At 51.3% G+C, this 25,837-nt stretch carries 18 protein-coding genes; 17 read left to right on the top strand and 1 reads right to left on the bottom strand.

Annotated elements, in window-relative coordinates:
- Positions 1–3: 3 nt before the first annotated feature.
- The 17 genes from nadD (at position 4) to NNX04_RS10110 (ending at position 24,378) form a co-directional block, all read left to right on the top strand.
- Complete coding sequence (nadD, locus tag NNX04_RS10190; protein ID WP_261948358.1) at positions 4–642, top strand: nicotinate-nucleotide adenylyltransferase; 639 nt, start codon at positions 4–6, stop codon at positions 640–642.
- A 58-nt stretch (positions 643–700) separates the two neighbouring features.
- Entirely contained in the window at positions 701–1,033 is a 333-nt protein-coding gene (gene rsfS, locus NNX04_RS10185; RefSeq protein ID WP_007644796.1) for a ribosome silencing factor, read from the top strand.
- A 27-nt stretch (positions 1,034–1,060) separates the two neighbouring features.
- On the top strand, positions 1,061–1,537 hold the full coding sequence (gene rlmH / locus NNX04_RS10180) for a 23S rRNA (pseudouridine(1915)-N(3))-methyltransferase RlmH (RefSeq protein ID WP_261948357.1): 477 nt from the start codon (positions 1,061–1,063) through the stop codon (positions 1,535–1,537).
- 77 nt (positions 1,538–1,614) lie between these two features.
- Complete coding sequence (gene mrdA / locus NNX04_RS10175; RefSeq protein WP_261948356.1) at positions 1,615–3,621, top strand: penicillin-binding protein 2; 2,007 nt, start codon at positions 1,615–1,617, stop codon at positions 3,619–3,621.
- A 3-nt stretch (positions 3,622–3,624) separates the two neighbouring features.
- Entirely contained in the window at positions 3,625–4,779 is a 1,155-nt protein-coding gene (gene rodA, locus NNX04_RS10170) for a rod shape-determining protein RodA (RefSeq protein WP_007644799.1), read from the top strand.
- A gap of 36 nt (positions 4,780–4,815) precedes the next feature.
- Positions 4,816–5,847: a lytic murein transglycosylase B gene (mltB, locus tag NNX04_RS10165; protein ID WP_007644800.1), complete on the top strand. Its 1,032-nt coding sequence runs from the start codon at positions 4,816–4,818 to the stop codon at positions 5,845–5,847.
- Positions 5,847–6,749: a septal ring lytic transglycosylase RlpA family protein gene (locus NNX04_RS10160; protein ID WP_007644801.1), complete on the top strand. Its 903-nt coding sequence runs from the start codon at positions 5,847–5,849 to the stop codon at positions 6,747–6,749. The genes mltB and NNX04_RS10160 overlap by 1 nt, the downstream gene beginning before the upstream one ends.
- A 97-nt stretch (positions 6,750–6,846) precedes the next feature.
- Positions 6,847–8,061 carry a D-alanyl-D-alanine carboxypeptidase family protein gene (locus tag NNX04_RS10155; protein WP_007644802.1) on the top strand — a complete coding sequence of 405 codons (1,215 nt, stop codon included), beginning with the start codon at positions 6,847–6,849 and terminating at the stop codon, positions 8,059–8,061.
- 304 nt (positions 8,062–8,365) lie between these two features.
- Positions 8,366–9,037, top strand: a complete 672-nt coding sequence (locus NNX04_RS10150) for an EboA domain-containing protein (RefSeq protein ID WP_261948355.1) — start codon at positions 8,366–8,368, stop codon at positions 9,035–9,037.
- A gap of 55 nt (positions 9,038–9,092) precedes the next feature.
- A complete protein-coding gene (locus NNX04_RS10145) occupies positions 9,093–9,989 on the top strand; it encodes a TatD family hydrolase (protein WP_007644805.1) in 897 nt (298 codons plus the stop codon).
- 18 nt (positions 9,990–10,007) lie between these two features.
- On the top strand, positions 10,008–11,156 hold the full coding sequence (locus tag NNX04_RS10140) for a 3-dehydroquinate synthase (protein ID WP_261948354.1): 1,149 nt from the start codon (positions 10,008–10,010) through the stop codon (positions 11,154–11,156).
- Positions 11,157–11,158: 2 nt separating this feature from the next.
- Positions 11,159–12,262, top strand: coding sequence for a metabolite traffic protein EboE (gene eboE, locus NNX04_RS10135; protein WP_261948353.1), 1,104 nt, complete (start codon positions 11,159–11,161; stop codon positions 12,260–12,262).
- Between the two features lie 58 nt (positions 12,263–12,320).
- Positions 12,321–13,685: an alkaline phosphatase family protein gene (locus tag NNX04_RS10130; protein WP_261948352.1), complete on the top strand. Its 1,365-nt coding sequence runs from the start codon at positions 12,321–12,323 to the stop codon at positions 13,683–13,685.
- A 90-nt stretch (positions 13,686–13,775) separates the two neighbouring features.
- Positions 13,776–14,495 carry a UbiA family prenyltransferase gene (locus NNX04_RS10125; protein ID WP_261948351.1) on the top strand — a complete coding sequence of 240 codons (720 nt, stop codon included), beginning with the start codon at positions 13,776–13,778 and terminating at the stop codon, positions 14,493–14,495.
- Positions 14,496–15,083: 588 nt separating this feature from the next.
- A complete protein-coding gene (locus NNX04_RS10120; protein ID WP_261948350.1) occupies positions 15,084–21,911 on the top strand; it encodes a starch-binding protein in 6,828 nt (2,275 codons plus the stop codon).
- A 17-nt stretch (positions 21,912–21,928) separates the two neighbouring features.
- Positions 21,929–23,260, top strand: coding sequence for a DUF1552 domain-containing protein (locus NNX04_RS10115; protein WP_261948349.1), 1,332 nt, complete (start codon positions 21,929–21,931; stop codon positions 23,258–23,260).
- A gap of 98 nt (positions 23,261–23,358) precedes the next feature.
- Positions 23,359–24,378 (top strand): Lcl C-terminal domain-containing protein, encoded by a 1,020-nt coding sequence (locus NNX04_RS10110; protein ID WP_261948348.1) that lies wholly within the window; start codon positions 23,359–23,361, stop codon positions 24,376–24,378.
- On the opposite strand, the gene NNX04_RS10105 is transcribed toward NNX04_RS10110, so the two are convergent.
- On the bottom strand, positions 24,356–25,702 hold the full coding sequence (locus NNX04_RS10105; protein ID WP_261948347.1) for a DUF58 domain-containing protein: 1,347 nt from the start codon (positions 25,700–25,702) through the stop codon (positions 24,356–24,358). The genes NNX04_RS10110 and NNX04_RS10105 overlap by 23 nt on opposite strands.
- Positions 25,703–25,837: the final 135 nt, after the last annotated feature.

Genomic DNA, 25,837 nt, shown 5'->3' with positions numbered 1-25,837 from the left:
TAGATGATGCGCAAATGTATCGGTATTTTTGGTGGTACCTTTGATCCGATTCATCTCGGCCATTTGCGGCTGGCGCTGGAGTTAAAACAACAGCTGGCACTGGATGAAATGCATTTGCTGCCCTGTTATTTGCCGCCCCATCGCGCTGCGCCGGGCGCCAGTGCCCCGCAGCGTGTGGACATGCTGCAGCTGGCCTTGCATAACTGCCCCGAGTTGCAGATAGATAAGCGCGAACTACAGCGCGATAAACCTTCTTATACCCTGGATACGCTCAGGGAAATACGTGCGGAGCAGGGGGGGCAAACAAGTCTCAGCTTGTGCATGGGTATGGATAGCTTTTGCACCCTGGATACCTGGTACGAGTGGCAGCAGTTAATTCGCCTTGCGCATATTGTGGTGGTAGAGCGCCCCGGCTATGAATTGCCAGCGGTAGGGCCAGTGGCGGAGCTTGTGCGTCGTCATAGTGCCGATGTCGCCGCGATTAAAACGGCTGCGATGGGGGCAGTCGTCATTGTTGCGCCGCGCCTGTTACCGGTATCGGCCACGGATATTCGCGCACAGCTAAAGACCGGGCAGTCACCGCAATTTTTACTGCCGGATGCTGTCCTTGAATACATCCATGCACAGCAGTTGTACCGTTAAATTGTTATTTTTTATTTTCTAACACAGTCTGATTTTTTTAAAACTTATAGGTAATTGAATGTCTGATTTAAACCAAGCGATCATTAACGCCCTTGAGAACCTCAAAGGCAAAGAGATAGTGACGCTCGATGTGCATGAACTCACCGATGTGACCGATACCCTGATTATTGCCAGCGGTACCTCCAGCCGTCACACCCGCTCGCTGGCGGAAAACTTGGTGGAAGAGACTAAAAAGGCCGGTTTTCGCGCTCTGGGTGTTGAGGGGCTGGACGCCGGTGATTGGGTGCTGGTCGATTACGGCGATACCATTGTGCACGTGATGCAGCAGGAAGCGCGCGACTATTACGAGCTGGAAAAACTCTGGTCAATGAAACCCGCTAATCGCCTTTAACGTTAATGAGTGACGGGTTAACAGCGAATGCGTATTCGTATTATAGCCGTGGGCACCAAAATGCCCGACTGGGTCGAGCAGGGTTACGCGGAATACGCCAAGCGTATGCCGCGCGATGTCACGGTTGAAATGCTGGAGTTGCCGCTCGCCCAGCGCGGCAAAAATACCGATATCGCCACTGCCATGGCCAAAGAAGGCGAGGCCATGCTTGCGGCGATTGAAAAAGGTGGCAAGGGCGAGCAGGTAATTGCGTTGGATGTAAAGGGCAAACCCTGGAGCACTGAACAATTGGCAGAGAATCTCGCCAGCTGGAAGATGAGCGGTTTTAATTATTGCTTATTGATTGGTGGCCCCGATGGTTTAGCGCCCGAATGTTTGGCCTTGGCATCGGTTAAATGGTCTCTGTCACCGCTGACCTTACCCCATCCCTTGGTTCGCATTCTGGTCATTGAACAGTTGTATCGCGCCTGCAGTATTTTGCAAAACCATCCATATCACAAATAACATCGGCTGTTTGCACCCCTAAGGGCTGCGATGGCCATAACTTCAATTACTGATTTTGATCAACCTCTGGCCCAAGAATGCAAGAAGACCAACAGTTTAAAGATCACCAGCGCGAGGCTCGATTATTCCGCAATCGCATTCTGGTGATGGCCGCCTTTATGCTGACCTTGGTCTCTACCGTGGTGTATCGCTATTACGATTTGCAAATTGTGAACTACGAGGAGTATGCCACTCAATCCGAGCGCAACCGCGTGCATGTACAGCCGGTTGCGCCTACCCGCGGGTTGATTTTTGACCGCAACGGCGAGTTGCTCGCCGACAACAAGCCCAGCTTTACTCTCTATGTCATCAGCTCCAGTCAAGATGAGCTGGATGCGACCATCGATTTACTAAAAAGCCTGATCGAGGTCACCCCTCTGGATCTGGAAAAGTTTTACAAGGCCAAAAAACAGCGGCGCCATTCACTTGACCCGGTGCCCCTGCGCTATCGCCTCACCGAAGAAGAAATTGCCCGCTTGGCGGTTAATCAGCATCTGCTTGACGGGGTAGAGGTGAATGCAGAGCTGGTGCGTAACTACCCATACCGCGACCTGTTTGCCCATGTTATTGGTTACACCGGGCGCATCAACGAAAAAGAGGTGGCCGCATTTACACCCGAGCAAATCCAGCGTTATTCAGGCACTCACTCGGTTGGCAAAAGCGGTATAGAACTCAGTTATGAAGATACCTTGTTGGGGCAGGTGGGGAGCCAGAACGTAGAAACTAATGCTCGCGGTCGGGTAATGCGGGTTCTGGATCGTATCGACCCCAAGCAGGGAGGCGATTTGCACCTGCATCTTGATTCCCGTCTGCAGGAAACCGCGACGGCAGTTATGCGCGGTCGGCGCGGTGCCGTTGTCGCGATTGATGTAAAAACCGGAGGGGTCTTGGCGGCTGTCAGTTATCCCGGGTTTGACCCCAATTTATTCGTGACGGGCATCAGTGTTCCTGACTATCGCGCGCTCAACAATGACATAGATACCCCTTTGTTTAATCGCTTCCTTCAGGCCCAGTATCCGCCCGGTTCAACGGTCAAACCGGTGGTGGGCATGGCGGGGTTGTATCATGGTTTTACCGATGTTAACCGCACCATCGCCGATCGGGGTTTTTATACCCTGCCAGGCAGCTCGCGTATTTATCGCGACTGGATTCTGGCTAAAACTGGCGGCGGTCACGGTATGGTCAACCTGAAAACCGGGCTTGCTGAATCCTGTAACACCTATTTTTGGGATTTGGGGGTGCGTATGGGTATTGATCATATGAGTGAGTTTGGCGCCCATTTCGGTTTGGGCATGCTGACTGGGATCGATATTCCCAACGAGCGCAGAGGTGTGTGGCCATCCCGCGAGTGGAAGCGTGCCACCAAAGGTCAGGCTTGGTATCCGGGTGATACAGTGAATATGTCCGTGGGGCAGGGGTTTGTGTTGACGACCCCCATGCAATTAGCGGTTATGGCGTCCACCATTGCCAACCGCGGCACTCGCTTCCGCCCGCAATTGGTGAGGCAGATTGGCGATCAACCACAAGCGCCGATCATTGAAAGCCAGTTGGAAACCAAGCCTGAATACTGGGATGCCATCTTTGACGGCATGGCCGAGGTAATGCACGGCGCCCGTGGTACGGCGCGCAGGGCGGCCGAGCGGTCTGAATACCGAATGGCTGGCAAGTCGGGGACAGCGCAGGCAGTAGGTATAGCGCAAAATGCCAAGTACAACTCCGGTTTGCTCAAGGAGCGCCATCGTGACCATGCCTTGTTTATTGCGTTTGCGCCGGTGGAAAACCCGCAAATCGCGGTAGCGGTGATGTTGGAAAACGCCGAGGGCGGATCCAGTCAGGCGGCACCGGTGGCGCGGGCCATGATGGATGCCCACCTGTTGGGTTACTACCTGAAACAGGATGAATTTGTGCCGCCGCTGGGCTATCACCATGCTGCCATCGTCAAGCGCGCCAACAACTATATCGCTGAGCGCAAAGCCGCGCGTGAAGCGGCGGCTAGCAGCAGTGCCGCTGCAGCATCATCAGCCCCCAGTGCTGCAGGAAACTGATTGATGAGTAGACAGGATTTTTTACGGCGTATGCCCGAGGCTGCCAGTGCATTCAGTCGCCGGGCGCGGCTGGCGGAACGCTTGCATATCGACTTCTTTTTACTGGGACTGTTGCTGATATTGACGGTGATAGGTTTGACCGTGCTCTACAGCGCCAGCGGTCACAACTTGCCGAGCGTGGAAAAGCAGGCCACTTTTTTTGTGATTGCTTACATCACTATGTTTGTGGTGGCGCAAATACCGGTGGATTTCATGCGGCGCATGGCCCCCTTTGCCTATGTGGGCGGCGTTATTCTGCTGGTTGCAGTCACCATCTTTGGCAATGTTGCTATGGGCGCGCAACGCTGGTTGCAAATTGGCGGCTTTCGCTTTCAGCCTTCTGAAATTATGAAGCTTGCACTGCCGATTGCGATTGCTGCTTATTTGAGTGGGCGTTTTTTGCCGCCGCGTTTCAAACATGTGTTGGCGGTGCTGGGGCTTATTGGTGTGCCTACGGCCTTGATCATTGAACAGCCTGACTTGGGCACCTCAATCCTGGTCGCGACTTCGGGCATTATGGTGCTGTTCTTTAGTGGATTATTGTGGCGTTACATCGCGGCGGCGGTCGTGGTCTTTCTCGCCAGCCTTTGGCCTATTTGGCATTTTATGATGCATGACTATCAGCGCCAGCGGGTGTTAACCATGCTTGACCCCACGCAAGACCCGCTGGGGACGGGGTGGAATATTATCCAGTCCAAAACAGCGATTGGCTCTGGCGGCCTCTCGGGCAAAGGTTGGATGGAAGGCACCCAATCGCGGCTGGATTTTCTGCCGGAGGGGCATACAGATTTTATTATCGCGGTGATGTCAGAAGAGTTTGGTCTGCTTGGTGTGCTGCTGCTGTTAACCATCTACGCCATGCTCATTATTCGCGGCTTGATGATCGCACTCAATTCGCAAAACACCTTTGGTCGCCTCTTGGCGGCGAGTATTAGCTCCACGTTTTTTGTCTATGTGTTCGTCAATATGGGTATGGTATCGGGCATGCTGCCGGTGGTGGGGGTGCCCTTGCCCCTGATTAGCCAGGGTGGAACCGCGATTGTTGCGCTCTTTGCCGGCTTCGGCATTTTGATGGCCATATCAACAGAGAAAAAACGGGTAATGACTCCGCAAGGTTAACGACCGGGGGCGGGGCACAACAGGAATCGAGGTCTTATGTTTTCTTCAATACGTTGCTTAGCAAAAAAATCACTGCCGCTGTTGCTGGGTGCGGCGCTTCCGGCCTGGGCAGATTACAGCCAGCACCCTTTGGCGCCAGCATTTATCGACGAAATGGTACAGCAGCATGGTTTTACGGCGGCCGAAGTGACGCAGTTGTTAAGCAAGGCGGAAAAACGCCAGCCGATCCTGGATGCAATTGCACGCCCGGCAGAAAAGTCCAAAACCTGGAAAGAGTATCGCCCCATTTTCATTGTGCCCATGCGCGTGACTAATGGCGTTGCCTTTTGGAATGAACATCGTGCGGCACTGGCGTTGGCTGAAAAAGAATACGGTGTGCCCGCCGAAATTATCGTGGCGATTATTGGCGTGGAGACTAACTACGGCCGCAATATGGGCAGCTGGAAAGTGATTGATGCCCTGAGCACACTGGCGTTTGATTACCCACCGCGCGCACCATTTTTCCGCTCGGAGTTGGTGAATTATTTAATTCTCACGCGCGAACAACAGCATAATCCGCTCGAATTCAAAGGCTCTTACGCGGGCGCTATGGGCTACGGGCAATTTATGCCCTCCAGCTACCGCAATTATGCGGTTGATTTTAGCGGTGATGGTTTTACCGATATTTGGAACAACCCCACCGATGCGATTGGCAGTGTGGCCAATTATTTTAAACAACATGGCTGGCAGACAGATAAGGCAGTAGTGGTACCGGCAAAACTGTCGCAGGCGCGCAGTAAAGTGATCGCCAACGACGCATTTAATAAAGTGGTGCCACCCACACTGACATTAAATGAATGGAAAAAAACCGGTGTGGTCCCTGTCACTAAAGCGAGCGGCAAGATCCCGGCTATCGCCATTGAATTTGAAGGCGTAAAAGGTCTGGAATATTGGTTTGGCCTGCAAAATTTTTACACGATTACCCGTTATAACCGCAGTCCGATGTATGCCATGGCGGTGTATGACTTGAGTGTAGAAATCAAAAATGCGATGAATAAATCCAACCAAAAAGTAGCGGGAGCAAACTAATGCAATGGGTGGCGCGCGCAAAACAATTTTTTGGCAGATGCCAGATTTATTTTCTCTGTCTGCTCGGCCTGTGTGTTTTGCTTGCCGCTTGTTCCGCACCACAAAAAGCGCCCACTGGAAAAACCAAACCGCCCTATAATCCCAACGATGGGCGCTATGCCCACGATAAAGATTTTGGCCCGGATGAAGATGTCGATCTGTCTCACGTGCCAGATGCGGTGCCGCGTTATGAGGTGCGCACCCGTGCGGGCAACAAAAATCCCTATACCGTGTTGGGCAAAACTTATCACTTGATCGCGGATGAGTCTTCATACAAAGAGCGTGGTTATGCCTCCTGGTATGGTAAAAAATTCAACGGGTATCGCACCTCAAACGGCGAAGTCTACGACATGTACGCTATGACCGGTGCGCACAAAACCTTACCTATTCCATCCTATGTGCGGGTGAAAAATCTCGACAATGGTAAAAGTGTTGTGGTGCGTATTAATGATCGCGGGCCTTTTCATCACGGGCGAATTGTTGATTTAAGTTATGCCGCTGCCCAGCGTATCGGAATTCATAAAACAGGAACCGGACGTGTTGAAGTTGAAATTGCGTTGCCGAATGACGCAGCACCGGTGCCTTTACGTGCGGGTGGTAATTCCGCTGCACAGGTCGAGTCTGCGTTGCCACCTGGTACTTATTTGCAAGTTGGTGCTTTTTCGCAAAAAAATGCAGCGCAGCAATTTGCCGCAAGTATTGGCACTAAACTAACCTATCCACTCACTATTAATTCTGCTCAGTCGCCCAAAGAAATTCACCGCGTGCGTGTTGGCCCATTCGCCAATGCTAAATCCTTACAGGAAGCGCGCGATCAATTGGCGCGCATAAAAATATACGAAGCCCATGTGGTTTATCAGTAACGGTGGCAAAGTGATTCAGGTTTGATTCACTGCGCTGCTTTACTGTTACAATTCGTCATTCATTTTTATTTTTCGTTTTAAAGAGTGTTATCTCATCATGATTAAACAAATTGCTGCCAGTATTTTTCTTGCCGGCGCGAGTATCGCGTTTGCGCAACAGCCTTCGGCTCCTGTCCCTGCTACCACTTTGCCAACTCCTACACCCGGTCAGGTTGTTCAGCAACAGCCACAAGCAATTCCCTCTGCGCCGCAATTGGCGGCTACGGGCTACATTTTGGTAGATGCCACTACTGGAGCGATTGTTGCGGAGTTTAATTCGGCGGAACGCTTGCCTCCCGCGAGCCTTACTAAAATGATGTCCAGCTATTTGGTGGTGGATGAAATTGAGAAGGGGCGAATTAGCGAAGACTCACTGGTAAATATCAGTGTTAAAGCCTGGCAGATGGGCGGTTCGCGCATGTATGTAAAAGAGGGCACCCAGGTTCCAGTAATCGATTTGCTGCGCGGGGTAATTATTCAATCCGGTAATGACTCTACGGTTGCTTTGGCCGAATATATTTCCGGCAATGAAGATGCATTCGTGGATTTAATGAATCAAACCGCCGCCCGCCTGGGCATGGTCAGTACCCATTTTGAAAATTCATCGGGCTGGCCCGCCGAAGGCCACTTAACTACCGCAAAAGATTTAGCGGTGCTGGCGCGTGCGATTATTAATGATCACCCAACCCATTATCCTCTGTATGCGGAAAAGTATTTCACCTACAACAATATTCGCCAGCCCAACCGCAACACGCTGTTATTCCGCGACGACGCGGTGGATGGTTTAAAAACTGGTCACACCGACGAGGCGGGCTATTGTTTGGTGGCCTCAGCCAAGCGTGATAACACCCGTTTTATCGCTGTGGTAATGGGCACTGAGTCAGAGCGCGCGCGCGCGGCAGAAACGGAAAAATTATTGGCCTATGGTTTCCGTTATTTCCAAACTACATCGCTGTATCAAGCGGGTCAGCAAGTAGGTACTTCCCGTGTATGGGCGGGTCAGGCCGACGAAGTCAGCCTCGCGATACCCAAGGATATAGTGCTCACTCTGCCCAAGGGACGCGAGCAGTCACTGCAAGCAAAAATGCATATCAACGAAATCATCAAAGCGCCGATTGCAGTTGGTCAGGAGCTGGGTAACCTTACGGTGGAATTGGATGGGCAGCTGTTGGTAAATACCCCAATCGTGGCGGTTCAGGCTGTAGAAGAAGCGGGCTTTTTCGCGCGTTTATTGGATAACTTGAAATTGTTCTTCCGCAATTTGTTTAGCTAAGCCATTGCGGCTCTATATTGCTTGTATCGCAGTATAGGGCCGCTTATCCACTACCTTATGCTTTTTTGCCCCGCGCGGTTCAGGTAAATCCCCTCTCTTTTCTTTTCTTAGCGATTCTTCGCTTTTCCCGTTTCGTTGGTAATGGTCTAATAAAGTCATATTTATATTGGCTGGCTTGTCATCAGGGATTTGGTGGGTGCTAATACCTTGCATACGTATTCATCTTGCTCCGCTCTCCTGCCTAAAACTACCCTGAGGTTGAAGCAAGATAAAAACAATAACCTTCTCCTAAAAGCTGCAAACCATGAGTAAACCCTGTCTGGCGCTATTGAATAGTGTGTTGGCAGTGCGTGTGAATTCAACTACCCAGGAATTTATACAGCGCACTCAGGATCAAATTTCCACTGGCGTTACGGACGATCGATTTACCCAGCTGGTTTCGTTGGCGAGCAGGCATGTGCCGCGCCAGCCGCTTGCCCCCTCTGGTGCGGAGCTTGAACGCGCCGCCGCGTTAATTCCCGGATGGAGCCCCAAGGCCTGGAGCTTGCTGGATACGGTGCGTGTCGGTTTTGTGCTGGCGCGCGCGGATCTGGCAGAGCCCGCCTTTGCCCAGCGTTTTAATCAATGGTTTCGCTTTGCCGATGAGGGTGAGTCCTGCGCTTACTATCGCGCGCTCTGTTTATTGCCTGAGCCACAACAACATGTCTGGCGCGCCGCCGAAGGTTGCCGCACCAATATGCGCTCGGTCTTTTCTGCTGTCGCCTGCGATTCGCCGTATCCGTTTTTGTATTTCGACGCTCTCGCCTGGAATCAAATGCTGCTTAAAGCTTTATTTATTGATGAACCGCTGGGCAATATTTACGGCGTTAATTTGCGTACTACGCCGGAATTAATCGCGATGGTAAATGACTATATTGATGAACGGCGCAGTGCCGGGCGCGATATTCCAGCGGATGTGCAGTTATTAGTGGGTTAATACGCCTCAACATTTTCTCTGTCAGTGCGACAGACAATCACCGGGAATTTTAGTTATGAAATTTTTTGATCCGCATATTCATATGTGCAGTCGCACAACAGACGATTACCAGGCCATGGCCGCCGCCGGCATTCGCGCCGTGATTGAACCGGCGTTCTGGTTGGGGCAACCGCGCACCAATGTCGGTTCGTTTATCGATTACTACGCCAGCTTAATTGGCTGGGAGCGCTTTCGTGCCTCGCAATTCGGCATCGCCCATTACTGTGCCATGGGCTTAAATTCCAAAGAGGCCAACAACGAAGGTCTTGCACGCGAAGTATTGGAAATTTTGCCGCAATTTATTTTAAAAGAAGGCGTGGTCGCGATTGGCGAAATTGGCTACGACGAAATGACACCCGCCGAAGAATATGCCTATCAAGCGCAATTAAAAATGGCAGTGGATTACGACATGCTGGTGATGGTGCATTCGCCCCATCGCGATAAAAAACGCGGCGTGTTGCGCTCTATGGATGTCGCGCGCGAAATGGGTGTGCCCATGCACAAACTCATTATGGATCACAACAACGAAGAAACCGTGCGCGACGTATTGGATTACGGCGCCTGGGCGGCGTTTACTATTTACCCCAATACCAAAATGGGCTCGGCGCGCATGGTGGAAATTGTGCGCGAATATGGCCCTGAACGCATTATTGTCGACAGCTCCGCCGACTGGGGCGTGAGCGATCCGCTCTCGGTTCCCAAAACCGCGCAACTGATGTTAGAGCGCGGCATTGATCCCGCTGCCGTTGAACTCACCACCTGGACCAATGCGATTAGCGCCTACGCCCAGTCGGGTCAAATTGATGTGGATGCGTTAATGCAAACGCCGGTGATTGATCAGCGCCAGTCTTACAGTGATAACTCGGTATTGCGCGGGCAAAAACCCCGTGTTGACGAACCTGTTCCCAATTAAAAGACGTAGTAAAAAAAGATGTCGCAAATTATCCAACGCTTCAGTGTCAGCTATGAATTTCCGGTGAGTTTTACCCGGCATACCTTTGCGGTAGAAAACGCGGTGCTGCGCGAAATTCTGCAGCGCGCCGGCGATCGCGAGCATAAAGTATTTCCGGTTATAGATGCCGATGTGCTGAAAAATCACCCGCAATTAATAGATGACCTGACGGAATATGCACGCTGCCACAGCGATACGATTAATTTAATTCTTCCGCCGTTAATTGTGCGCAGTGGTGAGATTTGCAAAAGCGATCCGCAAGAAGTCGAAGAGTTCTATCGCCTGACACAGGATTACAAAATCGATCGTCACAGTTTTGTACTGGTGATTGGCGGTGGTTCCGTGATTGATGCGATGGGATATGCGGCAGCAACAGCACACCGCGGTATTCGTTTAATTCGTATGCCCACGACCGTGCTGGGGCAAAACGATGCGGGCATCGGTGTAAAAAATGCGGTGAACTTTTTAGGTCGCAAAAATTATTTGGGTACCTTTGTACCGCCCTTTGCAGTGATTAACGATTTTGCTTTTTTACAAACCCTGCCCAAACGCGACCAACGCGCCGGTATTGCCGAGGCGGTAAAAGTCGCGCTGATTAAAGATGCGGATTTTTTTAATTGGCTGCACGAGAGTCGCCACTTGCTCGCTGCATTTGATGAGCAAGCGGTAGCCTATATGATTCGTCGCTGCGCCGAATTGCACTTGCATCATATCGCCACCAGCGGCGACCCCTTTGAATACGGCAGTGCGCGACCACTCGATTTTGGCCACTGGTCGGCACATCGCCTGGAAGAATTATCCGGCCACGATTTACGTCACGGCGAAGCAGTCGCGATTGGTATCGCACTGGATTCACTCTATTCCGCCAACATGGGTTTTATTACCCACGCGCTGTTGGAAAAAATAGTGGCAACACTGCGCGATTTGGGTTTTAACCTGAGTCACAGTGCGTTAACGCGCCTGGATATTCACAAAGCCCTGCAGGATTTCCGCGAGCATTTGGGAGGGGAATTATGTATTACCTTATTAACTGGCGAAGGGCAGGCGGCGCAATTTAATCATATTGAGCTTGATGTGATGCAGCGCAGTATTGATAAATTACTTAGTGATTTTCCGGCCACCAATTGACCATGCGCCAATTAACTTACTGCAGCAATATTCACCCCGGCGAATCCTGGCAGCACGTGCTGGATAACCTTGAATCCCACGGCTTGAGTGTAAAACAACAAGTTTCACCTAATGCGGCGTTCCCGCTCGGGCTGCGTATCGCCCAGCAGGCCAGCGTTGAACTGGACGATAAAAAAATCGCCGAGTTCCGCGCCTGGTGTGAACAACACGATTGTTACTTGCTTACCATTAACGGTTTTCCCTACGGCACATTTCATGATCAGCCGGTAAAAGAAGCTGTCTATGAGCCCGACTGGCGCACGCAGGAGCGAGTGGTTTATACCCAGCGTTTAGCCGATCTGGCGGTGGCTTTAACCACGCGTGCGCAGCAATTATCGATTTCCACTGTACCTATTGCCTACAAACAAGGTTTTGCGGAAGCCGATTGGTTACTGGTGCGTGAAAATCTAATCACCGTGCTTAGGCATTTACATCTGCTGCATGAGCGCAGTGGTATTCTGATCCAGTTGGCGCTGGAACCTGAACCCTGCTGTGTATTGGAAACAACCGCTGAAACTATCGACTTTTTTGCGCGCATGGATTTTCCGGCGGAATTAAAAACCTACATTGGGATTTGTTTTGACTGTTGTCATCAAGCGGTAGAGTTTGAAGATGCCGCCGATGTGCTCGCGCGGCTGCGCGCCGCCAATATCACTATTGCGAAAGTACAAGTCTCCAGTGCCCTGCGGGCGCAAGACGAGCAAATTGCCACGCTAATGCAATTTAACGAGCCGGTGTATTTGCATCAGGCGGTTGCCAAACATGCGCAGGGTTTGCATCGTTTTAGCGATTTGCCGGAGCTGCAAGCTGCACTTGAAAATGGCGAAGTTTATAGCGAATGCCGTGTGCATTTTCATGTGCCGATTTTTATCGATAACCTCGGGCCATGCACCACCACGCAATTTTTCCTGACCGATTTTTTACCGCAATTGGATGCGTCTATTCCATTAGAAGTGGAAACCTACAGCTTTAAAAATCTGCCCGCCCACTTACGGGATTACCCGCTGGATGTATCCATTGCGCGCGAATTGCAGTGGGTGAAAAATCTGCTCGGCCAAAATAATTAAGATTTTTATGGATACCCGCGTTCGCGAGTATGACGAAAAAATACAATAGGTAAGTTTTATGCAACGAACGCTGGTGATTAATGTGGTGGGGCTAACGCGCAATTTAATTGGCGAGCACACACCCAACTTACAAAAATTGCTGGGCAACAGTGTGGATATAAAACCCATGGTGCCCGCCGTTACCTGCGCCGTGCAAGCCACTTACCTCACCGGAAAAACACCGGCGGAGCACGGCATAGTTGCCAACGGCTGGTATTTTCGTGACCTTAATGAAGTTTGGTTGTGGCGGCAGAGCAACCGCTTAATTCAAGCGCCCAAAATTTGGGATATAGCACGCGCAAAAGATTCGTCGTTTACTTGCGCCAATACGTTTTGGTGGTATGCCATGGCCACCGGTGCAGACTACACCTTAACGCCGCGCCCACTCTATTGCGCCGATGGCAGTAAATTGCCGGATTGTTATACCTATCCGCTGGAGTGGCGCGAAGAATTGTCGCAAAAGCTTGGGCCATTTCCTTTGTTTCAATTTTGGGGGCCAGCGACTTCCATTAAATCCAGCGCCTGGATTGCCGATGCGGCGATAAACGTCGAGTTAAAAAAATCTCCCAGTTTGCAATTGGTTTATTTGCCGCATTTGGATTACTGCTTACAAAAAGTCGGCCCCCAAGGCGATATCAGCAAAGACCTGCAAGAGGTCGATGCGTTGGTGGGTAAACTGCTCGACTTTTTTACCGCGCGCGATTGCCGGGTGATTGTGTTATCGGAATACGGTATTGGTGCGGTGGATAAACCGGTACACCCCAACCGCATTTTGCGCGAAGCGAATTTACTCGCGGTAAAAACCGATTTGGGGCACGAGTATTTGGAAACTGCAACCAGTAAAGCCTTTGCCGTGGCCGACCATCAAATCGCCCATGTATATATTCAGGACGCTGAATTAATTCCCACCGTAAAAAAATTATTTGAGCAACAACCGGGCATCGCACGGGTATTGGATGCAGAAGGCAAACGCGAGCTTGGGTTGGATCACGAGCGCTCAGGTGAACTTATTTTATTGGCCGAGGCCAATGCCTGGTTTACTTATTATTATTGGCTGGACGATAACAAAGCGCCGGATTTTGCGCCTACAGTAGAGATTCATCGCAAACCCGGTTATGACCCCTGCGAATTATTTTTTAATCCCAAATTGCGTTTCCCTATGCTGCGCATGGCGGGTAAGGTGCTGCGCAAAAAATTAGGCTTCCGCTATTTAATGGATGTGATTTCCATGCAGCCGGAACAGGTAAAAGGTTCACACGGTTTGGCATTGCCTGGTGCAGACTCTACGCCGATTTTTATGTCCACCGAGGCGCGTCTGGTGCCCCGTGAACCTATTGCCGCCACTGACGTATGCGATTTAATGCTGCGCCATGTGTTTGATTAACTTTTATGGATACTCGCGTTTGCGAGTATGACAAAAAGTGTATTTATCAGAAATTTCTTGGCGTTCAACTTTGTCTCTTGGGATATGTACATGAAAATAAAACCACTCTTGGCTCTGTGCCGTATCAGTAACTTGCCCACAGTGTGGATGAATGTGCTCACGGCCATGGTGTTAATTGATCATGCTGTTCCTGCTACGGTGCAGTGGGTGTGGCTGCCGGTATTGGCGCTTGCGCTGTCGGCATTTTATTGCGGCGGCATGGTGCTGAATGATCTGTGTGATTATCAATGGGACAAACAACACCAACCCTACCGCCCGCTGGTGACTGGCAGTGTCAGCGTAAAAACGGCGGTGATTATTGCGATTACATTATTTTTAACGGGTTTTATTCTTGTCGCACTCACACCCTTTGCGCTGGCAGGCCTATGTGCTGCAGTCGCACTGTTTACAACCATTGCCGTTTACGATGTGTTCCATAAAAAAACGGCTGCCAGTATTTTGGTAATGGGGTTAGCTCGGGCATTGGTATTTGTAGTGGTGCTTATGGCCTTAACTGGTGAGTGGTTGCAGTGGGTGCTTATTGCCGCTGTGTTGCAGTTTCTGTACACCCTGTCGCTAACCTTTGTTGCACGCTATGAGCATATGCGCGGCAAACCCTACACTGGGCCGGTTATTCCACGCATGATTGCGGGCATGGCGGTGGTGGATGGCATATTGCTCGCGCTAGTGGTTGCGCCAGTCTGGTTATTGGCTGGCATCACGCTGGCAGTATTAACGCGTTTTGGTCAACGCTATGTGCGTGGTGACTAACACTTTATCCGTTAATTTCTCAACCAATGCTAGCCGCTTGAAGTGATGCGACTAGCAAGTGGTTTTCCATTCGACTATGGGTTGCTCCGCTGTTACGCGATGTAACTAATTGTCACCCAATACTTTTGTATTCCCTGCCTGAATTTTCTGCATACGTATTCATATTGCTTGCAACAACGGAACAAAACTATTCTGCAATGGCGATGGTGATCGTTTTAATACTTTTGTGTTAGCGCAATCATCTGCTTTCTCGCATCGATCAATACAGTAAAAAAACAACACACTAAAAAAATAAAGTAATTCGAACAAGTATCACCCTGCGTTGTTTCAGCGCCTTACAAATACTCTTACGTTACAAAAGACTATGGAACCGGTACGCAACAGTTGCGGGCATTACTGTGGCTGGGTAGCGGCATACTTTTGCTTAATGTTTTTCTGAAAATAATTTGCAAAATGTTGCACTGGTTGGGCGATAACTCCGCTCCACGGGTTCGTTATTCTTTAAATAATATCAATTTACATAACAATAATATTTCCAGGCTTCGCGGCGCGTAACGCCGGTCGTTTGGTTTCCTGTAGGAAGATACTATGCGTAAGTTATCAGCCTGTTTTGCGGCAAAAGGGTGGTTCACTCTTTTGTTCAGTGTTGTCGCCCTTGCTTATTCCCATGGGAGTAGCGCCCAGTGGAGCAATGCTTATTTTCGCGGTACTCCCACGGATTGGGTCGCCACTGCCATGACGAAAAACACCGCAACAGGTTTGTGGGAGACGCGACAAAATTTTGCAGGGACTAATCCGCGTTTTAAGGTTGGTCGCTATACCGACAATTGGAATGAAACCTTTCCGGCGCAAGATTTTTTAATCCCCTCTACGGGTGATTACCACATTGCTTTCAATGAGACGAGCAAGGCAATTTCCGCCGTAAAATTAGCGGCGACAGTTTCAGGCAGCAGTGTTTGTTTTAATAACCCCGGCAATTTTGCCAACCCCAGTATTTATTTCTGGGCGCCTACACCTGCGTCCAGCATGACCAATCTACCTGCTTGGCCGGGCAGGGCGATGGTCAAGATTGGCAATTATTATTGCTATGATTTGGCGAGCCATTTAACAGCGAGTGCATTGCCAACATCGCTCAGTATTATTTTTAGTAACAACGGTGCAAATCAAACCGCCAATCTCACTTTTAATGGTTCAGGTAGCGGCGCGGGTTGTTATGAAAATACCGTGTGGAAAAGTTTGCCGCAGTGCGGGTTTTATTTAGCAAATGCGGCGTCATCGTCCAGTGCGGTTTCTTCCATTGTCGCCTCCAGTGTTGCGCCTTCGAGCGTGCCATCCAGCGCGGCGGCATCATCGGTAGCGACGCAAATTATTAGCGCTAATTCGATTTGTTTTAATAATCCCGCTAATTACGCAAACCCTTCACTTTATTTTTGGAACCCTGCTCCTGCAGGGGCCATTACCGCTTTGCCCGCTTGGCCCGGTAAGAGTATGACCAAGCGTGGCGTTTTTTATTGTTACGACTTTAGCGCGGACTTGGCTGCTGGTGTTATGCCAACCTCGCTGGATATTATTTTTAACAATACCGGTGCGCCGCAAAGTGCGAATTTGAAATTTACCGGCGCCGGTTGTTATGAAAATACTGTATGGAAAACTCTTGCGCAGTGCGGCTTTACCACTGCAGTGGCATCCTCCTCTGCACCGGCATCAAGCAGTGTTGCACCTGCTTCTTCAAGTGTTGCGCCAAGCTCATCCAGTCTGTCGATAGCATCGTCAAGCGTTGCACAAACCTCTTCCAGTGCCCCCTCAAGCGTGGCCGCCACAAATACCACCCTGTATTTTAAAAATACCGCTAACTGGGCCAGTGTAAACGTGCATTTTTTCAATGCCGTGCCTGCGCGTACTGGCAGTGTGTGGCCGGGGCCTGCGATGGTTCGCCTTGCGAATGCGCCGACCATTTACAGCTATCAATTCACGGGCGCGCTCACATCGGCGGGCATGGTGTTTAGCGCAAACGGCAACCCTAAAACGGGCGATTTAAATTTTGTCGCACCCAATACTTGTTATGACTTTGGTACTGCGTCCTGGAAAACACCGGCGGCCTGCGGCGTGCCTGCAACCCTGGTCGCTAATGCGGGGGTGGATCGCAAAGCAAATGTGAATGGTCGGCAGGCATTGTCGGCGGCAGCATCCACTGGCGATTACACGACGGCCAGCTGGACCAGCACCGCCTGGGCGGGAGCATTGGCGGGTAAACAAGTAGTGACACCACCATTGACCAGCCTTGGTAATCACACGGTCACACTCACATTAACGGCAGCCGATGGTTCCACCGCGACCGATACCCTGGTGATCAATGTTGTCGCCGCGACTCAAGGTTTACCCGAGCGTCCGCAATTGGCGGCGCCACTTGGCTTCCCCGTTACCGGCACGGTGAGCAGCGGTAAATACCGCTTTGTAAATGCCTTCCCTGCGTTGGAATCCTTTTTCTTTTCACCGGTAATGGTGACTAACGACGGCGCCAATGATTTGGTGTATGTGGTGGATAAAGAGGGCGCGATCTACGCATTCCCCAACAAAGAATCGGTAGTGCCGGCAGAAGTGCGCAAGTTGTTGGATATCAAAACCACTGTGCTCAACAGCAACGAAAGCGGCATGCTCAGCATGGCCTTTGACCCGCATTACGCCAGCAATGGTTTTATCTACGTCTATTACATTTTTGGTGAGAGCGATAATTTCTACCCGCGCACCGATGGCATAGTGGGCGGGAAAACCGGCGATGCGATTATCGAGCGCTGGACGGTTGATAACCCGGCCAACCCAACCTCTGCTGGTTCCAAGGTCGAGCTGCTGCGCATTCCGCAACCGGGTGAGGATCACAAGGGCGGCATGATGCAATTCCACCCCACCGAGGGTTACCTCTATGTAGGTATCGGCGAGGGCGGCTATGGTCACAGCGCCTTCCCGCTCAACCCGCAACCGAGCGATGCCTATCAGCGCCGCCACAACAACAGCGCGCAAGATCCGACCACTTTGCGCGGCAAATTTATCCGCATCCAGCCGCTGGCGACGCCAGTGAATGGCAAGTATTACAGCGTGCCGGCGGATAACCCCTTTGTCGGGCAGGCGGGTTATTTGCCGGAGATCTGGTCCATGGGCCATCGCAACCCTTGGCGCTGGGCGTTTGATACCGATGCCCCCTACACCCTGTGGGAAACCGAAATCGGGCAGGACACCGATCTGGCCTATGAGGAGGTAAACATCATCACCAAAGGCCAAAACTACGGTTGGCCGGTGTGTGAAGGCACACGCAACCGCGGCACCTTGGGTGGCGCTGCCAGCAAAAATTGCCTGACGGATTATGTGCCGCCGCGCGATGGTTATGGCCGTACTTCCGGTGTGTCGATCATTGGTGGTTTTGTCTATCGCGGCACCCAATTACCGGCGCTCAATGGCAGTTTTATTTTTGGCGATTACGTGACCAAGCGCCTCTGGTCGGTGAGCAATGACGGGCAGGCGAAGAAACTGATCAGCGAAGCATTCCCTTACTACATCTCGTCGATAGGCAAGGATTTACAGAAGAACCTGCTGATTTCCAGCCACGGCCGCGAATTGGGTGGGCCATCCAGCATTTTCAAAGTGGTAGATGACGATGTCGCTACCGCGCAGATCCCGACCAAACTTTCCACCACCGGTCTGTTTGCCGATTTGGCTAACCTGATTCCGGCTCACGGTGTGATTGAGTATTCACTCAATAGCGGTGGTTGGTTTGATGGCGGCAAAATGCGCCACTTTATCGCCTTGCCCAATAGCAGCACAGCGGGCTTTGACCCGACTGCACTCTGGGACTTGCCGGTCGGCTCGGTGGTGGTAAAACACCTGGCCGTAGCCACCGCCAGCAATGCCAATAAACCCTTTACCACCTCGGTTTTGTTCCGTCAGGAAACCGGTTGGCAGGCCGCTAACTACCAATGGAATAGCGCCGGAACTGATGCCGATTTGGTTACTGAATCGGCCGTGGTGCCGGATGGCGGCTTGGTGAGTGTGACGCGCAAAGTGGAAACCGGCAGCACCTGTGGCGGCTGTCATAAAAATGCCGAGGGTCAACTCACCCCGCTGGCGCTAAGCACCCGTCAACTCAACGGCAACTTCAATTACCAGGGCGTGACCGCTAACCAACTGACAGTGCTCAACAGCATCAACCTGTTTAGCAGCGCCATTGGCAATGCCAGCAGCTATGCGCAGTTTGCGGCGCCAACCGATAGCAACGCGAGTTTGACCGAACGCGCCAAGGCTTACCTGGATGTTAACTGCGCCCACTGTCACGCCGGTACCTCGGGCGGTATGGATTTGCGTTTTGACACTGCGCTGGAATCCATGAAGCTGGTCAACCAGAGCAACCGGGTAATTCCGGGCATTCCCGCCAATAGCAACCTATACAAATACCAAACCGGTTCCGGTATGCGCATGCCTTTTGGCTCCACCGAAACCAATGCCCAGGCGGAAACCCTGTTCCGCAATTGGATCAATGAATTGGGTGTGGATGTAGTACAAACCGGCGTTGCACTCAGCGCCAGTAAAACCAGCGCCGAAGTGAACGAGGTCATCGGCCTGAGTTTGGCGATGCTCTACAGCAACAGCACCCAACTGCCTGCGGTGGGTGAGGTGAGCTGGAGTTCCAGCAACCCGGCGGTGATTTCTACCCAAGGTAAAACCGGCGCCGCCATCAACCTCACGGCATTAAGCACCGGCACGGTAACCATCACCGCGAGCAGTGACGGCTACAGCGATAGCATCACGCTGGAGGTGGTGCCGCCATCCAACCCCATCACCGCACTGACTATTGTCGGCCGTGCCAATATGCGTTTGCTGGCAGGTGAAAAGCACCAGCTGGCACTGGTGGCTACGGCGGCAGATGGCTTGCAGGGCATGACTTCGCGGGTGATTTGGACCAGCAGCAACCCACAGGTGGCGAGTGTATCGGCCTCCGGTTTACTCACCGCAGGCACCGCAGCAGGTACCACCACTATTAATGCCCTCTACGGCGATCTGACTACCAGTTACACCGTGACGGGGTTGGGGCAGGGGCAGTATGTGTATGTGAAAAAGCCTGCCAGCTGGGGCACAGTGTCAGCCTATGTGTGGACTAACCAAAACGGTGTAGAAACACCGCGTACTGGCCCATGGCCGGGAACTGCGCTGACCGAGGCGGCCACGGCCTATGGCGCAGGCTGGCTGCGCTTGGTGATTCCCGCCAGCTGGGCGAACACCAGCGGTGCGACCAATATTATTTTCAGCAATAACGGCGCTAATCAGACTGGCACCGGCCTTACCGTGAATCAGGCCCAGCCAAGCTGGTATGACAATGGTTGGTTGGCTGCTGAACCCGCTGCCGCTGCAGTGGAAGCAGGCACCCAGATTCAGGTCGGTAACGGCAGCGCGAGTATCGGCGCCAGCGGTAACCTGAGTGGTAAGTTGTTTGTGCCCGGTACTTTGCTGGATATTAAAGCCAATCCCGCCGGCCCCGGCATGCAGTTTGTGCACTGGGAAGGTACCGGCGCGGCTTACTTGTTGGATGCCAATAGTGCCACTACCCAAATGGTGGTGGGCAATGCGCTGTCGCTGACGTTGCTGGCGGTGTTTGATGCCATCACCGATCAACACGAAGTAGCGCGCGGCCATTACCAAAGTCAGGGCTGTGTGGGTTGTCATGGTAGCGATGGTCAGACTGGCAGTTACAAGCTCACTAACCAAGCGATTGCTGGTCGCTACAACCTGCAAACATTGGCGGACTACATCGCCACCAATATGCCCAAAGACACCAATGGTGCGAGCCTTGGCACCTGTACTGGCAGCTGTGCTACCAGTATCGCCGCCATGATTCTGGCGGATGCCATACTGCCGCCCGCAGGTGTGTGTGATGCCGAAAGCCTGGACGATTTGATCCCACAAGATCGCAGTTTCCGCTTGTTATCAACGCTGGAATACAACAACTCGGTGCGCGATTTACTGGGTTTAACCACCCCTATCGATGTCACCAGTGGCCGTATTCCGGGCGACTTGCCGGTCAATGGCTTCAAAACCAACGCCAATGCGGTGTTCACCAACGACTACGCCAAGGGGTATGTGCTCGCGGCAGAAGCGGCGGCGGGCATGGTGACCAACCTCTACAGTCTCGCTCCCGGTTGTAACAACGTAACTTGTTTGGTGCAGAACTTTGGCAAGCGCGCCTTCCGTCGGCCATTAAGTTCGAGCGAAGTAACCAAGCTGGTGACATTGCATAGCGCGCAGGGCGACTTGGCCTTGCTCACGGCGATTTTGTCCTCGCCCTCCATGCTCTATCGCTCGGAAGTGGGTGTGCCAGTGGGGAACTATTACGAGCTGACCGACTATGAAGTCGCCGCCATGCTCTCCTATACCTACTGGGCGACTACGCCGGATGCCACTCTTATGGCCGCCGCCGATGCTGGTCAATTGAGCACGCCGGAACAAATCGCCACCCGCGTGCGCAGCATGTTGCAGGACCCGAAAGCCCAAGTTGCCTTTGAGCGCTTTATTACCGGCTGGTTGGATCTGGACAAAGACATCAAAACCACCGCCATCAGTAACAGCCTCAAGGCGGACATGAAGGCCGAGACCATCGAGTTTGTAAAACGCACAGTATTTGGCGGCGGCAGTTACAAGGAATTGCTCACCGCTAACTACAGCTACATGACCCAGCAGATGGCCAACCATTACGGCCTGACCTGGCCGGGTGGCAGCGGCGTGCAGCGCGTGGATTACAGCGGCGTGAATGCCGAGCGTCGTGGGGTATTGGGGCATGCCGGTATTCTGGCGATTCAATCCGCCTCGGAGAAAACCCATCCGGTCAAACGCGGTTTGTTTGTGCGACGCAATCTGTTGTGTCAGGACTTCCCGCCACCGCCGGTGGGGGCGGAGTTAAAACCGCAGGAAGATCCAAGCCTCACGGTGCGCGAGCGGTTTGAATCCGCGCATTTGCAAGAGGGCTGCGAGTCCTGTCACCAGTACATCGACGGCATAGGTTTTGGTTTGGAGAATTACAACGCCCTTGGCCTGTATGTAAACAGCGAAACCACCGACAACGGTCTGGTAAAAGCCATCAACTCGCTGGGTGAAATAGGCAGCTTGAATTCGGCGGAAACTTATTTATCCGAGTCCGAACCTGTGACTCTGTATCACGGCATGGATGAGTTGACCGATTTGCTCGCCCAAAGCCCGAATGCGCAAGCCTGTTATGCGCGTCAGTGGTATCGCTACACTCGCGGCCAACTGGAGGAGGCGAGCGACAGCTGTACCTTGCAAGTTTTTGGTCGTGAATTCAAAACCGCCACCAATGCCAACCTGTTGGATTTGATGGTGGAATTCACTCAAACCAAAAACTACATTTTGCGCAAATAATTGCGGAGGACATCAGCATGAATATTTTAAAAAATAAAATGCAGCGTCGCGATTTCCTCCGCACGCTTGCGAAGGCCGGTTTAACCACCGCGTTCACCAGTCAGTTTATGTTGTCGGCCAATGTATTCGCCCAGGCGGGCGGCGCCAAACGTTTTGTGATGGTGTTTTACCCCAACGGTTGTGTGCGCGACAAATGGCATTCCTACAATACCGGCGCACTCGGCAGCGGCAGTTTTGATACCAGCCCGCTGCAACATTTAAACACGCACATTAACAAAATTGTCGCGTTTAAAAATCTCAGCTACAACGGCCACGGCGGCAGTTCGGGGCACCCGGAAGCCTGTCGCGGCGTGTTCTCCGGCGGTGTCGAGCGTGCGCCGTCTTTTGATGTTGCTATGGGCGAAGCATTGGGTGGTCGCCTCACCAACAATATGCATGTCGGCGTGTGGTCGAGCCGGGCGATAGGCGCAGAATATTTGCCCTTCACCAATAAAAACGGCAATAAAATTCAAGTGTCCGACAACCCACAACAGGTGTACGACAATTTACTCGCCGATATTGTTGGCAGCAGCAGTGGCACACCGGACCCGGAAGCGGAACGCCGCAAAAAAGTATTGGAAAGCTTGCACGAAAATTTGGATTTATTGCAGGCCAATACCCTCAACATTAAACAGCAAGGGAAATTACTCACCCACGAAGAAGCGCTCAATTATTACCAGAGCACACTCACCGGCACGCTGGATATTGGCGGCGGCACCGGTTTTAGCCGCCCCACTATCGGCATGACCGGCGTGAACGACGACGCTGAATTAATTGCCAAAGCGCAAATGCGCAATATCGCCATGGCATTTCAAGCAGACATTACCCGCACCGCCAGTTTTCAATTTATGGGAGCGCAGGACGAATCGTTAAAAATTAATTTCCCCAGCGTGCGCCCCTACATGGGCGATTTCGGTTCAGGCGATAAATTAAATTACAACGAAACCCGCAGCCACGTCAGCTCGCACAATGAATCCGCATTATTTGATTCACAGACCCGCTGGTACAACATGATGGTGGCCTACCTAATGGACGAACTCGCCGCCCGTCCAGATGTCGCCTACGGCGGCACACTGCTGGATAACACGTTGATATTAGTTATGTCAGAAGTCGGCGGCGGCAACCACCAACAAGAAAACCCCGGCATCTATGTCGCAGGCGGCGCCGGTGGCGCCATCCAAAACGGCAAAGCAATCGATGCAATGAATAACGGCATGTCCAATTTATATCTGGATATCGCCAAAGCCTTTGGCTTGAACTGGGGTAGGTATGGGAATAGTTATGGGGGGATTAGTGGTTTCTTGTTGTAATTATTTTTTGCAAAGTAATCAAAGAAACTATCTGTCAGTGATGATAGGTAGTTTTTTTATTTATGATCGAGTAAATTCAACAGGAATGTCGAGCAGAAATGGCGCTGAAGCTACGCGCTCACGGAAAGGGATTTATGCAAACAAAACGATTGCTTACAATTTTGGTGGCTGTAAGCATAGCCGCAACATTCTTCGCGTTGCATTTTAAAGAATTTCTTAAGGAAAATTCAGAAACTAAGTCAGCACACCACTCTAATGAAACCATTCATCATGCTGGTTCTGGTGTGAATGAAAATATTGGAGAGAAAGATAAGTTTGAAAAAAAGCTATCTGATTCAATACAGCCAACCTCTTCAAATAAACACTCAAGTAGTATCGCCCTCTCAGATCTTGATAAAGAATCTCAAAAACATGCTCAGGATATCACCGAAGTATTTGAGTCAGAGCGAAAAATAAAAGATATGTCAGTTGACGATGCGCCTAGTGAGTCGTCTGAAGCACCGCTTGGAAGTGAGTTGAATCTCGATGATAAAGATAACGACCTGCCTAAAAGGCATCGTTTTATCAAGATAGATTCATTTGGAAACCGGCTTGCCGATGATGCTGAAGTTTGGTCATGTATATTCGACAACAAAACCAACCTTTTATGGGAAAGTAAAAGTGTAAGTGCGCCGGGATTATCTCACGAGTTTCGGTACCGCTGGAGTGACGACGCGTCAGGCTCGCTGTCAATAGAGGATAATCAGCGGATTGTTAGTAATTGCCCATATTTTACGGAAGATAAAACGGGTAATTTGAAAGATTGCAATATATCCATGCACAGCATTGTGATAAATTCGATGTCGCTTTGTGGCACAAATAGTTGGCATGTTCCAAGCGTATTGGAATTAGAATCTATAGTTAAATCTGGGCAACATAATCCTGCTGTTGACATTAAATATTTTCCGCTTACCCAAAGTGATTACTATTGGAGCCGGGAAGGTTTTGCTTACACGGAATATAACGCTTGGGCAATCAATTTTGCTGTGGGTAAGGTAAACGATGTTGAAAAAACGGAGTTTGTTTACGTTCGCCTTGTCAGTGGTGAGTCCTCTATTACAAAACCCCCGCCCCCTTAATTTCCCAGTACGCATTCGCTACACGCACCGCTAATTCATTGGCGGTGCAGTCGATGGCGTAGATGCCGGAGGAGGTTAGTTGTTGGTGGCTTTCGCTGCGCTCGTGTAAAAATTGTTGTACGCCGGCGTAGTGCAGGGCGTCATCAAAATCGCGGACGGGGGTGTCGGCGAGTTTGTCTAGGATGTGTTCGCGGATATTCACTACCATTACCAAGTGGCGTTTCTTCAGCAGGTTTACCGCGAGTAATAATTCGTTGTTGTCTTCGTCGCGGGAATTGGTGACGAGAATTACCAGTGAGCGTTTAGGTTGCAGGATGGCGAGTTTTTCGGCGGCGGTGATGTAATCTGCCGTGGCTTGGGTCGCTTGCAAATCGTAAATCCCATTGAGCAAAGTTTTTACACGCTCCACGCCTTTTTGTGGTGGAATCCAGCGGTGTTTTTTATTGCCTTCGCTACCAAAACTGAGCAGGCTGACATTGTCGCCCTGGCGCAATGCAATATAACTGACGAGTAACATCGCATTAAGCGCGTGATCAAAATGGCTGAGTTCATCGTCTTTAGCGCGCATGCGTCGGCCGCTGTCGATCATTAATACAATTTGCTGGTCGCGTTCGTCTTGATAATCCCGCGCCATTAATTTCTGGCGGCGCGCGGTAGCTTTCCAATCCAATTGACGCAAGCTGTCGCCCTGGCGATATTCGCGTAATTGATGAAACTCCATACCTTCGCCGCGTCGCTGACGTTTTTTAATGCCCATTTGACTGGTGTGGTTTTCGGTGGCGAGAATCGCGTAATTCGCGATGGCGACAAAATCCGGGTAGACCTTGATGGGTGTTGCGTCGCCGGTCCAGTAGCGAATTGCCCAGAAGCCGAGTGGGCTATAAAACTCCACCTGCGCTTGCTTAATCTGTTCGGCACCACGCACCAGCGGGCGCAATTGGTATTCGTTGCGGCTGTTGTGATTGGGTTGTAATTCAATAGTCAGTGGCAGGTTGTCGTGGTCGGCGCTATTCGGAACGCCGTCAAAAATTTTAATCTGCGTGGGCTGAGTGAAGCGATGTTTAATGCGCAGTGTTACCGGCGCCCATTTATCCACAGCGAGGTTGCCCGCGACTTCGCGGGTTATTTCTACCGGAGGCAGGCGGCGCGACAACATAAAATCGAGCAGCGCAATAATAATCAGCCCGCCAAACATCGCAGCGGGTAAATAGTCGGCCAGCCCCGTATTAAAATAACTTTTGCTGAAGGCATTAATAAAAACCGCGGCACCCAATAGTGCAAATGCGGTAATTAATCGTGAGCTGGGAATCCATTTTCTGCGCATAAAATTTTCCATGCGATTATTCGAGATTATTTTGAAAGTGATTGTGAGAGAAATTTTCGGGAATTAATGTCGGAAGTCGCTGCGCTCTTCCAACCTACAATCAAAAAAATGTATCCGTAGGTTGGAGGAGCGCAG

This window comes from Cellvibrio sp. QJXJ, from assembly GCF_024452345.1.
Taxonomy (GTDB): Bacteria; Pseudomonadota; Gammaproteobacteria; order Pseudomonadales; family Cellvibrionaceae; genus Cellvibrio.
Note: the sequence above shows the minus strand (reverse complement) of the source record. Positions and strands in the feature narration are given on the sequence as shown.

Bases quoted from the DNA above. Each gene is read 5' to 3' on its own strand.
- NNX04_RS10125 (WP_261948351.1), top strand. From the start codon at position 13,776: ATGAAAATAAAACCACTCTTGGCTCTGTGCCGTATCAGTAACTTGCCC.
- NNX04_RS10145 (WP_007644805.1), top strand. From the start codon at position 9,093: ATGAAATTTTTTGATCCGCATATTCATATGTGCAGTCGCACAACAGAC.
- mltB (WP_007644800.1), top strand. From the start codon at position 4,816: ATGTTTTCTTCAATACGTTGCTTAGCAAAAAAATCACTGCCGCTGTTG.
- NNX04_RS10150 (WP_261948355.1), top strand. From the start codon at position 8,366: ATGAGTAAACCCTGTCTGGCGCTATTGAATAGTGTGTTGGCAGTGCGT.
- nadD (WP_261948358.1), top strand. From the start codon at position 4: ATGATGCGCAAATGTATCGGTATTTTTGGTGGTACCTTTGATCCGATT.
- NNX04_RS10105 (WP_261948347.1), bottom strand. From the start codon at position 25,702: ATGCGCAGAAAATGGATTCCCAGCTCACGATTAATTACCGCATTTGCA.
- NNX04_RS10130 (WP_261948352.1), top strand. From the start codon at position 12,321: ATGCAACGAACGCTGGTGATTAATGTGGTGGGGCTAACGCGCAATTTA.
- eboE (WP_261948353.1), top strand. From the start codon at position 11,159: ATGCGCCAATTAACTTACTGCAGCAATATTCACCCCGGCGAATCCTGG.
- NNX04_RS10110 (WP_261948348.1), top strand. From the start codon at position 23,359: ATGGCGCTGAAGCTACGCGCTCACGGAAAGGGATTTATGCAAACAAAA.
- NNX04_RS10160 (WP_007644801.1), top strand. From the start codon at position 5,847: ATGCAATGGGTGGCGCGCGCAAAACAATTTTTTGGCAGATGCCAGATT.
- NNX04_RS10155 (WP_007644802.1), top strand. From the start codon at position 6,847: ATGATTAAACAAATTGCTGCCAGTATTTTTCTTGCCGGCGCGAGTATC.
- NNX04_RS10115 (WP_261948349.1), top strand. From the start codon at position 21,929: ATGAATATTTTAAAAAATAAAATGCAGCGTCGCGATTTCCTCCGCACG.
- NNX04_RS10120 (WP_261948350.1), top strand. From the start codon at position 15,084: ATGCGTAAGTTATCAGCCTGTTTTGCGGCAAAAGGGTGGTTCACTCTT.
- NNX04_RS10140 (WP_261948354.1), top strand. From the start codon at position 10,008: ATGTCGCAAATTATCCAACGCTTCAGTGTCAGCTATGAATTTCCGGTG.
- rlmH (WP_261948357.1), top strand. From the start codon at position 1,061: ATGCGTATTCGTATTATAGCCGTGGGCACCAAAATGCCCGACTGGGTC.
- rsfS (WP_007644796.1), top strand. From the start codon at position 701: ATGTCTGATTTAAACCAAGCGATCATTAACGCCCTTGAGAACCTCAAA.
- rodA (WP_007644799.1), top strand. From the start codon at position 3,625: ATGAGTAGACAGGATTTTTTACGGCGTATGCCCGAGGCTGCCAGTGCA.
- mrdA (WP_261948356.1), top strand. From the start codon at position 1,615: ATGCAAGAAGACCAACAGTTTAAAGATCACCAGCGCGAGGCTCGATTA.